General features: G+C 66.8%; 9 protein-coding genes. All 9 read right to left on the bottom strand.

What is annotated here, in order from left to right:
* Position 1: 1 nt before the first annotated feature.
* Entirely contained in the window at positions 2-289 is a 288-nt protein-coding gene (locus tag BMX57_RS14820) for a hypothetical protein (protein ID WP_092368708.1), read from the bottom strand.
* An 11-nt stretch (positions 290-300) separates the two neighbouring features.
* Positions 301-2001, bottom strand: coding sequence for a hypothetical protein (locus tag BMX57_RS14815; RefSeq protein ID WP_092368705.1), 1701 nt, complete (start codon positions 1999-2001; stop codon positions 301-303).
* Positions 1998-4493 (bottom strand): hypothetical protein, encoded by a 2496-nt coding sequence (locus BMX57_RS14810; RefSeq protein ID WP_092368702.1) that lies wholly within the window; start codon positions 4491-4493, stop codon positions 1998-2000. The genes BMX57_RS14815 and BMX57_RS14810 overlap by 4 nt, the downstream gene beginning before the upstream one ends.
* A complete protein-coding gene (locus BMX57_RS14805) occupies positions 4493-7318 on the bottom strand; it encodes a phage tail tip lysozyme (RefSeq protein WP_092368700.1) in 2826 nt (941 codons plus the stop codon). The genes BMX57_RS14810 and BMX57_RS14805 overlap by 1 nt, the downstream gene beginning before the upstream one ends.
* The gene (locus BMX57_RS14800) at positions 7315-9468 is read right to left on the bottom strand and encodes a hypothetical protein (RefSeq protein ID WP_092368697.1); all 2154 of its coding nucleotides are present in this window, start codon (positions 9466-9468) and stop codon (positions 7315-7317) included. The genes BMX57_RS14805 and BMX57_RS14800 overlap by 4 nt, the downstream gene beginning before the upstream one ends.
* Positions 9465-10001, bottom strand: a complete 537-nt coding sequence (locus BMX57_RS14795; RefSeq protein WP_092368694.1) for a hypothetical protein — start codon at positions 9999-10001, stop codon at positions 9465-9467. The genes BMX57_RS14800 and BMX57_RS14795 overlap by 4 nt, the downstream gene beginning before the upstream one ends.
* On the bottom strand, positions 10001-12220 hold the full coding sequence (locus BMX57_RS14790; RefSeq protein WP_092368691.1) for a phage tail protein: 2220 nt from the start codon (positions 12218-12220) through the stop codon (positions 10001-10003). The genes BMX57_RS14795 and BMX57_RS14790 overlap by 1 nt, the downstream gene beginning before the upstream one ends.
* Entirely contained in the window at positions 12217-12813 is a 597-nt protein-coding gene (locus BMX57_RS14785; RefSeq protein WP_092368688.1) for a phage connector family protein, read from the bottom strand. Before BMX57_RS14785 ends, BMX57_RS14790 begins: the two co-directional genes overlap by 4 nt.
* Before the next feature lie 64 nt (positions 12814-12877).
* Positions 12878-13336, bottom strand: a complete 459-nt coding sequence (locus tag BMX57_RS14780; RefSeq protein ID WP_092368685.1) for a hypothetical protein — start codon at positions 13334-13336, stop codon at positions 12878-12880.

Here is a 13336-nt window from a genome sequence, read left to right as displayed (position 1 = left end):
CTCACCCGCCCAGCATCTCGTGCGCCTGGGCCACGATCATGGGCGCCCAGGCCACCGGAAGCATCTTGCGGATCAGCGCCAGATCCTCGGGTGTAACGTCGGCTTCGGTCTGGCCATAGACCTTGAAGGCCAGCATACCCCGGGCCAATGCATCGTCCGGCGAGCTGCGCGGATCGCCGGTTGCGTTCAAGGCGCGCGCCGCGACAACACCCAGGGTCAGAGGCTGTTGGCCGTTCTGTACGGGCTGACCTTCGAAATCGGTCATGGTCCGGGAAAAATCGATCTTCATAACATCTCCATTCAGTTCGGAACCCTGAGAACACGGAACCCGGAGCCACCGCTATCAACGGCACCCTGGCTTGCCTGTTTGAGTGAACCGCCGACGCGCAGCTGGATGGCGTCGGTCGCATCCTTCGCCGCAAGCAGGACGTTGGCACCCGCTGTCACTTGCAGCGCCAGGTTGGCAGTGTCCCATCCAAGCCGCACCGTGGCCGAGTTGTTGAAGGCGATCCGCTTGTTATCGCCAACTCGGACAGCCTGCGCGGAATAGGAGCCGGACGCGAGGTCGATGCCGTAGGCGCAGGACCCGCCGATATTGATCGCATCCCCGGAATAGGCGCCGCCAATCTGGATGCCGATGTCGGCGTTGTTCAAATCGAGATGGATGCCCGTTTCGATCACACCATCGGTTTCGTCCTGCAGCCGGATCCCGTGTCGGACGGTTGCCGCCTTGGACCCGCCATTCGCGATGATGTTGATCCCAGCATCGAAGGTCGCCCGATCTGTCGCGGCGAGATCATCGGCGGTCGAACAAATGACATCGAGGTTGTAGCGGGCGCCTGTTCCGAACCGGGGGTCTCCAGCATCCGTGTGGTCCCCCAGGGCACGAACATTGAACTCCGCCCCAACCATCGAGGCGTCGACCGTCGAACGGTTGATTACCGAATAGGCGATGCCCCACATCTTCGTTTCTGAGGCAGCATTCTTGATCGCCCGTACATACAGACCGCCCTGCTCGGCCCCGCTGTCGTCGCTGTCGGTAGAGAAGTCGATCACCTGGCCGAATTCGAAGAAGTTGGCTGACGATCCAACAATGTGCTCAATTCGAAAGCCCGTGCCGATCGCCGAGCCGCTACCGGTATAGGTCGCATCCCGGCGAATTCGCACCACCGGATCGAGATCGCCATTGTCATCGTTGTGGTTGTAGAGGATCTGATTGGCGGCCGAGTGATAGCTGATGGAGACACCGGGCAAGACCGACAGCTGCGTGCCTCCGTTGATCGTCCCGTTGCCACGCCAGAAGATGTGCTTTGATCCGATATTTAGGCTGGCGGTCGTGACGGCATAATCCTTCTGCCCGATTTCTATGATCCCGCCAGAAGCCGGCAGGAAATCGATAGTCGCCTGGAATGCCGCAGTATCATCCGTGACCCCGTCACCTTCGGCCCCGAAGGCGTCAACGGCGGCCTGCGCGGCGATGCTGTCCGCAGCGGCCTGGGCGATTGCCGCAAACCCGGCGGCGTTCTCGATTTCGCCGATGCTGGGCCCGTCGACAAACCCACCGCGCGCCGCGTCCCATTTCGGAATATACCCATCGGTGGGTGAATAGGGCACTACTTCGCCGGTTTCTGTCCGAAGGCCGCGATAGGCCTGTTTCTCGACCTCCTGCAGGCCCATGGCCAGCCGGTCGATGCTGTCCTCCAAACCAGTTTCCCGGGCGGTCTGGCCTGCAAAGCCCTGCTCGATATCCGTCCGACGGATGATCCGCAGCGTCAGCCCGTCATGGGTCGTCGCGGCCGCGGATGACAGGGTGACATCGCCATTCTCGCCGGCGGCCGGCGACACGGTGTAATCGGCGGGGTCGGCCAGCGTCACGATGGTCCCGTCCGCCTGCTCGACCGTGGCGGTGATCGCGCCGGCCTTGTAGGCGTGGCCGATCGCGTATGGCCCGGTGCCCGAGATCGTGAACGGAGTGGCTTCGGTGAAGGCCTCGGTGGTCATCGGGATCCTCCCAGGGCGTTGGAAATATCGGGGCCGCGCTCCGGCACCGGCTCGCCGCGCGGCCAGAAGGTGCGGGTGCCGTATTCGCGCTCGCGCCGGCGCATCTGGCGGCGCCAGACCGCATCGGCTTCGGGATCGAGGAAGGACTGGACCTGGTCGGCCACGATACGGTCGAAGGCGACCCGGCCATACCAGAGACTGGAGGCGACCGGTGTGTTGTAGCGGATGAAGTTGGCGGCATCCCGGCCGAGCAAGAGATCCTTGCCTTCGGCCGCCCGGACCACGTTCGAGGATATCGGACGGATGATGTCGCCCGCCAGGCCGGCGACAGGACCAGCCAGCGTTTCCGCAAGGCCACCCCCGGCGCGGCTGGTTTCCGAGGCGAAGAAGTCACCGAAAATGCCCAGGCCGCCGCCCTGGAAGCCAGCGGCCGCCCAGAACTTCATGTTGTCCATGGGGCGCGGATCGTTGCCCTTTGACAACTCCTTCAGCTGGACCGCCACGCCGCCCAGGATCGTCAGGCCGGTGATCATCCGCGCGGCATAGACCGCGCGCGACATCGGCGATGGCAGGGCCATGAACCGGCGATACTGGTTGAGCGTCAGGGATACGGAGAAGCTCTTGTACATCGCCGTCGAGCGCAGCAATTCTCCAAAGAAGGTTCCGGCCTCCGAGCTGCCGATCATCCGCGCCCGGCCCTCGACTGTCGCCGAAGGCACGGCAAACTCCATCTGCTCCTCGATCGCCATCTGCAGGCGCATGGCGAGACCCTCCGCCTCGGCCCGGGGCAGAGACGACTGGTGCTCGAGCCAGTGGAAGGGCGACAGGAAATCGGCGCCGGTGTCGGTGTTGAACAGGGTGTCCGGCGCCCGTAGCAGGTCCCAGTCGCGCGCGGTGATGCCGCGCTCCTCGAAAAGGCGGCGCAGGGGGGGCTCGATCTGATCGAAACCGCGCGCCGCGTTCTCGGCCATGTAGCCGGCGAATTCCATTTGGAAGGCAATGCGGTTCACGTCGGTCCAGTGCGCAAGGCCGGAGGCGCGCATGGTGAACCCGGTCAGACGCTCGGCAAATTCGCCGGAGACGATCTCGCCGGTATAGCGCGCCGCCGCGCTGCCGGCCTGGGCCAGGGTGTCGGCGACATAGCCCATGCGTCGGGCCGTCTCGCGCGTGGCGCTCGAGGCCAGCAGCTGCACCTGGCGGGCCATCACGTTGTTGGGGTTCAAGCCCATCGCGGAGCTCGCCACGCGCATGGTCTGCAGGTCGGTGACCGCCGACAGCGCGGCCGAGCCGAGCTGGATCGATGTCAGGACCTGGCGCGTGCTCGAGAAGAACCGGGCCCAGCCCTCGGAATAGACTTCGTTGGCGGAGCCGTCGATATGGCCGAGCATGGTCTGCGCCAGCTTGCCGGCCTTGTCCACGCGACCGCCCAGGTCGAAATCCTGAGCCGAGATCGCGCGTTTCTTGGCGACCTGCGTGGCGTATTCCAGGCCCAGTTTCGGGTTCGGCCCCAGCACGCGCATCATCGCCACGTCCCGGGCCATCCCGTGCAGCTGCCCGATCATCGCCGTGAACGGATCCGACCGGCCGAAGGCCTCGTTATACTCCATCCAGGCCGAACCGTTGCGGAAATGCATGTGCCGCGGGTCGGCGCGTCGGTTGTAGAGCGCCTTGCCGCCCATCGCCATGCTCGGCTCGCGCGTGTTCCAGCCCTCGGTGACGATATTCTCGTAGAGCTGCGCGAGGTGTTCCCGCTCCCGCACGGGATCCGGGCGCTGACCTGGTGCCGCGGCGAAGGGCTGATCGCTGCGCTTGTCGATCATGCGGTGCCAATCCAGCAGCGGTGCGGCTTTTTCCGCCCAGGCCTCGAAACCGGCCTTGCGCAGGCGGACGGCGTCGTGACTGTGGGCCAGTCCGTAGTCGTCGATCTCGCCGATGTCGCCACCGTGGGCGTTGAACATCTGGCGCATGCGCTTCTGCTGGTGCCGCACCTTTTCGGCCAGGGCGGCCGCCATCTCGCTGCCGCTGGCGTCCCCGTGCAGCTCGCGCACGATGTCTCGAAGCAGGGCGGGCTTTCGGTTGTTGCCGATCAGGTTGCGCCGCACTTCGGGAAGAACATCGTTCAGGCCCGCATTGACCGAGCGGATATAGGCCTCGGAAAGCGACTGGACGCTTTCGCCCTTGAAGCCGCCGCCCTCGATACGCTCGATCATGCTGCGCAAAGCCAGCGCCGGATCGTCGGCCGTCTGCACCATGTGGCGCAGGCGGACCATGCTCTGCAGCTGGTTCAGGACCGCATGCCTGCGCGACCGCCGCGCTTTCTGGGTTGCCTCTTTCAGATGAAGCGCGGCGGTCGCCTCAGCCTGGTGGAACGGCATCGCCTGACCGTACCGTTCCACCAGCTGATCGAATTCGGATTTGGCCTCGTCGGCGCGGATCTGGTCCAGCTCGCCGGCGTCAACGGCCCGTTGCAGGCAATCGTGCAGGTTGGCCATTACGCCGCTCCTTTCACGGTGCAGAGGTCGATCACGGTGTCGAGCGTCTCGTCGGCGTCGAGATCGGACAGGATGTCGTCGAAGGTCGTGCCGTCCGGCAGCTGGTCGAGGTCTGCGTCGCCGGATCGGAGCTCGGCCACGGCATCGCGCAGCTCCTCCGACGGCTCGTCGAAGCTTTCGCGGACCAGGGCGTCCGCGGCCTGGGCGTCCGGCGACGACGCGCCATCGGCAAACGCGGTCTCGGGTAAGACCGAAGTGTCGACCGGCGCCGGCTCGACATCGAGGGCCCGAACGGCCCCGATCTGATCCAGGTCGCCGAAAGCCTCGGGATCCATGCGTTTGAGCACATCGAGCGGCCCGACCGGATCCAGCGCGTCGCCGGTGCGCCCCGCCTTGCGGGCCTCTTCGGCATAGTCCTTCAGGAAGCGGGCGATCTTGTCGGCCGGGGCCTGGCGCCCCCTGGGCATGAACTTGCGCACCAGTGCCCTTGTGAGCGGCGCCAGGGAACCCAGAAGCAGATCCTCGTCGGCCAGCAGCTCCTCGAGGATCTCGGCCGCCTTGCCGCCCCGGCCGGCCAGGTCGCGCGCCTGCATGATCAGCCGGGCCGCCTCGAGGATGAAGCCTGTGATGTCCATCTCCGGACGCACCAGGCCCGCCTCGATGTCGGCACGCAGACGGGCGACTTCCGGCGCGGCATCCGCCATGGCATCGATCAACGTCTTCAGTTCGCCGGGCTCCGCCTCGACGGCGCGCGCCACGATGTCGGGCGCATCCCAGGCGCGCGCGAACAGGCTGTCCTGGATCTGCCGGATACCGTCGATCGACAGCCGGCCGCCATCGGTGACGAAGGCGTTGCGCTCGGATCGCGGAAACGCGCCGGCAAAGGCCCGGGCGAAATCCCGGTTTTCCGCCCCGGTCAGTTTTGCACCCGAGCGATAGGAGGCCAGCAGGTCGGCGTTGAGCGCGCGCTGGCCGATCTGGGCCCGCTCGGTCGCGTTCATGCGCGCCACGCCGCTGTCCTGTGCATCGACGACCATCCGGCGGCGCTCGGCCGCGCTGAGGTCGGAGGTTCGGCGGGCGATCATAACCGGTCGCTCGATCTCCGGCGGGATCGGCCGGCCGGTGCGTTGCTCGATCGCCTGGCGATAGGCATCGGCCCGATCGGGCACCTGGTCATAGGCGCGCTCGATCGCGCGAACCCGGCCATTGCCACTTTCGATGATGTTGTCGGGTCCAACCAGCGGGGCACCCCGATCCGCCCAGGGGCTGTCGAGGAGCTGTGCCGGGTCCAGCCGGGCCGCGGTATCCGAGACCCAGACATCGGAGGCGCCGCGGCCGCGATCGCGGGGCTGGAGATCTCCGGTTGCCTGGCGGAGCGCGGAGATGTCGACCACCTCGTACTCGACGTCGACGCGGATGTCGTCGCCGGCGATGACCTGGCCGCTGCCGGTGTAGGGCCGCGAAGAGTTGTAGCCGGTGAAGCCGGATCCGCCCGTCTGCACGGCTGGCATGGCGCCATCCCATTTCGGCACGGATCCGGATTGGTACTGCGCCATTACCGCCGCGGCATGTGACAGCCGGCGGGGCATATGCGGAATGCCGGGGCGCTCGTAGAGATCCGACACCAGGCGGGCCGCCTCCTGCGCCGTCTGCGCCTGGAAGATCCGCTGGCCGGCGCGCGCTTCGGTCGTTGCCAGTTCGTGAAACAGGAACTCGATCTGCACATCGAGATCGGTGGGCGGCTTCCCGCGCGCCTGGGCAAACGCAATCAGCGCGGGGCGTCGGTCGTTCCACTGGGCAATCCCCAGGGCCGACCCGCCATCGCCGATGGCTTGCGGGTTGAGACCGACGCCGCTCTCGACCATGAAGTTGCCGACGAACCCGGCCGCGATATGCGGCTCCATTCCGCGTTCGATCAGGCGGCCATAGACGTAACCCACGCGGTTGGTCTGCGGCGAGGCGTTGCCACCCGCCCCGAAATCGAAATCCGAAAGGCGGAGCGGAACATCCGGCTCATCGGCGGGTCGATCTCCGCGCTCGAGGCGCTCGCGCTCGGCTTCGACGGAGGCCTCGAATTCGGCGGGGCGAGCGTCGGGCGGGCGCTGGTCGCCGGTGGCACGGGCCTTGGCGCTGCCGTATTGCAACAACCGGGCGCCGCCGGCGATCAGGCCGCCGAGCCCGGCGCCGGTCAGGGCCGCGACGCCGACTTGCAGGCCAGCGCGCGGTGCCGGCTGGTCCAGGTCCTCGGCAACGTCGAATTGCGTGGGCAGCGTGCGCGCCTCGTCCAGCGCGGCAACACCGCCCTCGATCGCCATGGTGGTCAGAACGCGGGCACCCGCACTGGCGCCGCCCAGTAGCATCATGGCGCTTTGCGGCGTGGTGATCTCGGCCCAGAGGTCGCCCACCAGCTCGGCCGACCAGCTGTCGGATCTGGCGAGAATGTCCCGGGCATCGGCCAATTCCGCCTGCCGGCGCGAGATCACCTCGGCATCGAACTCCTCGACGGAGGTCGGCAGGTGGGTGAACCGCTCGGGATCCTGGGACTGGGCGCGGCGAATGTCCGAGAAGAGCCAGTCATGTCGCGCCTCGAGCGGGGTCTGCCGTGGATCCGGCGGCCGAGACAGCTGGTGCGGCCCCAGGAGCGTTTTCAGCTCGTCCACATATTCCTGCTCGACACGGGAGGAGCGGCCATTCAGATCCTTCAGGATCCGGGTTTCTTCGGCCTGGGCCCGGATGGTTTCGCCGAAGCTCGGCGCCGGGCCGGCCTTGAATTCGCCCCCCGCCAGGATCTCGTCGTCGCTGCGTTCGGAAATCGCAAAGCTCATTGGCCGTACTCCCCGACCAGCTTGCGCAGATCGAAGCGCCACAAATTGCCCGATGCCAGGTCCATGACCGGAACACCGTTGACGGCCAGGGCATAGGTGTCCCCGCCGGCCGGCAGCAGCTCGTAGTCGCCCAGCTCCGACGCATCGAGCGGCTCACCATTGATGCCCGGGCTGCCGCCGGTGACAGATGCGCCCTGCAGGATGGCATCGGCACGGGCCTGCGCCTCCGCCGACGTCAGGTAGGTGATTGGCCGAACTGTCATTCCGGTTCCGCCGGCGATGATCCGGGATTTCTCCATCGCGTCGGGATAGGCCGGGCTGCGAACACCGGTCAGATCACGGCGCAACTGCATGATGGCCGTACTGATGTCCTTGCGGCCGATGCCGACCGGTAGCGGTGTCAGAACGCCATTGACGTCCTGAATACCACCCAAGGCCTCATTGCTGTCGTAGCTGCCAACGCCACCCATGACCTCGTGCAAGGCCTGGCGGTAGACATCTGTCTGGATGTCGCCCGAGGCATCCTGCCCCTGGACACGGGCGGCATAGAGCGCATCCGCCGCAGCGACGATCCGCTGCTGGCGGGCAGCGCCGTCACTCTGTCCGGAATAGACGCGCTCGAGATGATCAACGACAGGCTCCTGCCGGTCCTTCTGGCTGGGCATGACAACGGTTTTCGAGGCAATCGCCTGCTGCCCCCTGGAGATCTCGGCGGTCAGCCTGGTGTTGCCGGTCGCGGCCTGCAATTCGCCCATCTGCACGAAGACCGGGTCGAAGCCGAACGCCTCGATCGTGTCCGGGCTGGCGCCGCTGAGCGACATGGCCAGCTGACCGGCCAGGGCGGCACGGGTTTCCGGGTCGGTCTCGGCCGAGGCAAGCTGACGCAGCTCTTCGCGCTCTTCGTTGGAGAAGTAGCGCGGGGCGTTCGTGAAGCCGCGGAACTGCTCGCGCTCTCCGAATTCGACGCGCTGCTGGACGGCCTGGCCAAACTCCACCGGATTGGCCGGATCGAATTCCGGCAGGTCCGGAACGTCCCGGTTCACCGACCGGGCATAGGCAACCGGATCCTTCGAATACCCGGTTTCATGCGCCGCGAGCGCGTCCTGAAGGACCTGCAGGCGCGCGGTTTCCCACTCATGGGTGACCTTTCGCTTGCGCTCGGTTTCGATCTGGGCGCGCAGTTGGGCCGGGGTCAGTTGGGCAACCTCGAAGCCCTCTTCGCGCAGGGCTATCTTGGCCTTGGTTTCGGCGTATTTAGGGTGCGCCTTCACGGCTGGATCGGCAAGGAACGTCTCGTCGACAGCGACCCGCCCGTCATCGGCAATGCCGCCGATTTCATCGAGACGCTGGCCGATGGCCTTGTCGCGGGCCTCAATCGCCTTTTCCTCGGCCTTCGCCGCCTCGGCCTGCTGCCGCTCCAGGGCGCTCTTGGCCTGAACGTCATACCTGGCCAGCGTATCGGCCGACATCCCCGTGAACTCGCCGCGTTCACGGGCTTCCTGGAAGCCGGCCGGATCGCTGCTGATCATGTGGATCGCGCGTGCGTTGTCGCCATCGGCGCGGAACGCCATCTTGCGCTTCTGGCCCTCGGCCGCGTCGATCCGGCCGGCGGCGACATCCGCGTCGATCATCGCGTCCAGGTCCGCCAGCGTTCCTTCGCGGAGCTGGTCGTCACCCGTGGCATAGGCCTGGGTGGCGGCATGGGCATAGGACAGGTAATTCGCCTGACGCTGGGAATTCCGCAGCTCCAGTGTCCGGCGGCCGAGCGAAAACGCGTGGCGGTTGGCCAGGCTGTCGAAGGCAATTCCGAACCGCTCGGCGTTCTTGGGGTCGAGGCGCGGGCGCCCGTCCTCACCGGGCAAAGCATAGCTGTCGCGGATCTGCTCGACGCCCGAGGTCCACGCGCTTTCCGCCGCATCGGGATCGCCGATCTGTTCGGTCTGCAGGCGCAGATCGTTCAGATCGCGGGTCATGTCGACCTGCAGGCGCTGCATCTCGCGATCGAGCCGGTCCGTTTCGACGGCGGTTCCAACCGCCAGCATCGTCTGGCCCAAATCGGCCACGGCACCTGCGGTTTCGTCAACCACCATCGGGCCGGGGCGCGCAGCTCGGCCCGGGCGGCGATTGGATCTGGGCACGGTCAGCGTCATTTCAGAAGCTCCGGCCAGAGATCCGGCGCGGCCTGCAAGAGCCCACCCGCGGCGCTGATGCCGCCCTTGACCAGCGCGTTCTTGCCCCGGGCGCGCAAAGCGCGCTGCTGGCCGGTCAGCTCGGTTTGCGTGGCCAGGCCGCCCTGGCGGATCGCCTGCGCCTCGAAGGTCATCTCACGCGCGGCGGTCTGGCCCAGGAACACGGCCGTGGGGCTGTCCAGCGACACGCCGCGCGCGACCAGGTCGGCGCGCTGCTGGGCGATGCCGCTGCGGAACTGCTGCCGCGCGCGCTGCTCCTCGACCGAGTTCAGCTGCATCTCGGTCTGTTTCTGGGTCTCGATCTGGGCGATCTGATCCTTGGCCGCGTTGTAGGAGCTGACGCCCTGGGCGACCGTGCCCACGAGACCGGCCACCGTGCCGATCGTCTGCAATGTCGATCCGATGGTCGCCGCACCCGCCGCCGCCCCGGTGGCAGTGGCGGCGCCGCCCGCCCCGATGGCCGTCAACAGTGGTGTGACCGCTGGAATACACATCAGGCGCCGGCCTCCTCGACCTCGGGTGTGATCGCGGTGACGGTCAACGGGGCCCCGCCGACGGGGAAGAAGCGCAGGCGCACGGCATCCGCATGTCCGGACACCGGATGCACGCGGGAGGTTCCAGAATAGGCCGCGTCGAGATCCGCCGCGATCGACAGCGGTATCAGCTCCTGCCGGCCGCCCTCGATCTCGGCTTGGCCGAAATGCCGCTCGACCGGGGCGACGGATCCGGCGGCGCTGCGGTAGAGATCGATCCCGGCATCACCATGCAACCGCTGCGCCCGGCCGCGCGAGCTGCCGTCCCGGGCCTGCGCCGGCAGATCCAGCGTCTCGACGAAATGACTGTCATCGAACAGGCCGATGACCGCGTTGGACACGGGCACGGGCAGCGTCACGCCGCCGCCGGCCGCAACGGTCAGGGGGCCGTATTCGCCCTGATCGGTCCAGGCATAGACGGTTTCGCCGTCGAGATGCGGCACGCTGAACGTGTCGTCGGGCGAGCCGGGCTCGAACTCCGATGCGGCGAAAAGGTGGATGGCCTTGTGGATCGGCTCGCCGCCGGTCAGCACGCCGTAGATCAGCGCCTGCTCTTCGACGAAGCGGCGCGTCTGCCCGTCCACCGTGCGGCGCACGATCAGCGTCAGGACATCGGTCGTCCCGCCAGGGCCCGAGGTGACATCCATGTCCTCGACAATCCCGCCGGCCAGCGGAACCACCGCCCAGCCGAGCACGTCCTGGGCAGGATCGTACGACATGACGACAAGCGAGCCGTCGGCGTCGCGGATCCACGCCAGCCGCAAGGGCGAGGATTGCCAGTCAAGTTGCAGGAATTCCCGAGCGCCCAGGTGCTGCGACGGCAGCGACAGCTCGACCGGCCGAGCGCCGTCCTCTTCGAACGAATAGCGCAGCTCCTGCACGCGCCGGCCGCCCTTGGTGATGTAGATCGGGTAGCCGTAGGCCGAGATCGGCCGCGCCGGCGCCGCCCCGTCCTCGCTCACCAGCTCGGTGTCGAAGGTGGTTGGCCCGATCGCCTGGTTGGATGCGGCGGAAAAGCCGCGATAGACCTCGCCAAGGGCACCGATATAGATGCCGTTGCGGCCGCGGCGCAGCCACTCGATGGCGTTCTGGGTCTGCGTCGCGGCGATCGAGTAGGCGAAGCTCTGATCGGCATCCACGCCCGGTTCGAAATCTGTGAAGTCGCCGATCGCCGAAGCCCAGACTGTCCGGGGATCTTCCGGCGTTCGCGCGTTCCAAAGCCGCTGCTCGGCCATTTCGATGCAAGCGGGATAGCCGCGGCGGGCCGACCATGCTCCCTCCGACCAGCGGTGCGTGGCACTGTCGACGCAGGGCTTGGGGATCCGGCGGATCACGTCGGCGCTGACCGTGTTGCTGTCGGTAAATCCGGTGACCCGGACCAGCCCGAAGAAACCGGAGATGTATTCGTAGGAGATGGATTTCGAGAAATCGGTGCGACGGGTGCCGCTGCGATGCGTCGGAGGGTTGATGCCGGTGTTGGTGCCAGCCGCGACGCGAAAGATCGCATCGTCGAAGTGCACAAGATCGTTGACCGCGCATGTCGCGTTGCCGACCCAGAGCGGCACAGCCGTGATGTCATTGACCTCGATGCGGATCAGCGAACCGACCCAATCGGCCGAAAAAATGTTCCCGGCACCGTTCAGGGTGATGGAGCCGGTTTCGGCCGAGCACTGGATGGTTTGGCCCGTGTCGACATTCTGCGGCCGGAACGGCCCGAGATTGAGCGGGGCGGCTGCGATCGACCAATTGTCCAGCGCGAAGCGCGATAGCCTCTGCATTGGCTGCCGGCCGTCGACGATGTAGACCACATCCTTGTCCTGCACCCATTGCAGGTTCGGCAAATCCGCCTCGGTATAGGGCGTGGTCAGCTCGTAGGGCGAGCCGCCGCTCTCGACCAGCGCGCCATAGCGCCAGACGCGCATCCGGCCGTCGGTGAATTCCAGGCTCAGCGCATCGTTGGCCGCGAACTCGAAGGGGATGCGCCGCGCGGGCAGATCGTTGCGCGTGTTGCCGCGATACAGGGTGCCCGGCGCCCGCGTGAACCCGCCCTGGCGCAGGGCCAGAAACCCGCGACACTTGGCCAGGCCGGTCTGGTAGCGCTGGAAATCCGGACGGGCATGCAGAAGCGGATCGATCTCGCCCGAGGAAAACGCGTTCTGGAACGGCCGCGAGCGGGTCACCAGGTCGCCTCCTGTGCCCAGTCCGGCTGCATCTCCCGGCCATCGAGCCGGGCATGCGAGGCGCTGTGCCGGTCGGCGTTCCAGGCCGCGGCGATCGCTTCCTGCAGATCGAGTTTCAGCTCGGACCGCTTGGTCCGGGACGAAACGTATTGCGGCGCCAGCCGCACCGCGAGGGCCAGTGAGACGGCGGTCTGGAAGGACGCCGGCAGCAGGGCCTCGTTCTGGGTCAGCGCGGTGTAGCGAACCACCAGCTTCTCGGCCAGTTCCGACCGGATCTCCAACCCGTCCTGCCGCCACAGCGCACATGGCGCATAAACATGGCGCAGGGCCACGCAATCGGCCGGCAGCGCGTAGAGGTGGATCATGTCGGGATCGGTGGTGTCCGTTTCGGCCTTTTCGGCCAGCCCGGCCAGGCGGCGCGCAAAGCTCCAGTCATGAGCCTCGAGCACCGTCTTGAGCGCCAGCGTGTACTGTTCCCGCGCCGCCGACGCCTGCGGGCTGTCATCGGCAAACGATCCGATCGGCGCCAGTTCCATGTAGCGGAACGCCTGGGCGGCAATGGTGCTGGCGGCAATCGGTTGCGGCGCGGACATCGGACTGGCGGCCTCCGGTCTTCAGGCAGAAACGACAGGGCCGAAAACGGCCCCGCCGGGCACGTCAGTGGTGCAGGTAGTGAATGGCGAAGGGCATGTTGCCCGCGCCGGTGGCATCCGCCTCGGCATGCTTCCACAGCGCGATCATGCCGCCGGGATCTTCGGCCAGGCCGAGGACCTCCCACAGGCGCTTGCCGTGGTTGGCGTCGCCATTGGCGATCGGGGTGATCGTGTTTTCGGTCGCTTTGGTCTGGTCGATCAGGGCATCGCTGTCCGACCGGGTGCCGATCACGATCTGCGCGAACCCGTCGTTTTCGACATCGAAGAACGTGCCGGGCTGCAGGATGCAGTCGCTGGGCAGGTCGACGAGGTGGTACATCGAGGTGTTGCTGTCGTCGGCCGCGTTGGTCACGGTGCCGGTCGCCACGATCAGCCGCCCGCGCGCCTGCACCGGGTCGGGCGCGACGGATGCGTCGTCGAGATAGTCGTGGATCAGGTCGGATTTGCCTTCAACAATGGCCAT

This window comes from Cribrihabitans marinus (assembly GCF_900109035.1).
In the GTDB taxonomy this organism is placed as follows: Bacteria; Pseudomonadota; Alphaproteobacteria; order Rhodobacterales; family Rhodobacteraceae; genus Cribrihabitans; species Cribrihabitans marinus.
The sequence above is the reverse complement of the archived record's forward strand: the minus strand, read 5'-3'. Positions and strand labels throughout refer to the sequence as shown.

Excerpts from the sequence above, each read along its gene's own strand:
- BMX57_RS14820 (WP_092368708.1), bottom strand. The coding sequence starts at position 289 with ATGAAGATCGATTTTTCCCGGACCATGACCGATTTCGAAGGTCAGCCC.
- BMX57_RS14815 (WP_092368705.1), bottom strand. The coding sequence starts at position 2,001 with ATGACCACCGAGGCCTTCACCGAAGCCACTCCGTTCACGATCTCGGGC.
- BMX57_RS14810 (WP_092368702.1), bottom strand. The coding sequence starts at position 4,493 with ATGGCCAACCTGCACGATTGCCTGCAACGGGCCGTTGACGCCGGCGAG.
- BMX57_RS14805 (WP_092368700.1), bottom strand. The coding sequence starts at position 7,318 with ATGAGCTTTGCGATTTCCGAACGCAGCGACGACGAGATCCTGGCGGGG.
- BMX57_RS14800 (WP_092368697.1), bottom strand. The coding sequence starts at position 9,468 with ATGACGCTGACCGTGCCCAGATCCAATCGCCGCCCGGGCCGAGCTGCG.
- BMX57_RS14795 (WP_092368694.1), bottom strand. The coding sequence starts at position 10,001 with ATGTGTATTCCAGCGGTCACACCACTGTTGACGGCCATCGGGGCGGGC.
- BMX57_RS14785 (WP_092368688.1), bottom strand. The coding sequence starts at position 12,813 with ATGTCCGCGCCGCAACCGATTGCCGCCAGCACCATTGCCGCCCAGGCG.
- BMX57_RS14780 (WP_092368685.1), bottom strand. The coding sequence starts at position 13,336 with ATGGCCATTGTTGAAGGCAAATCCGACCTGATCCACGACTATCTCGAC.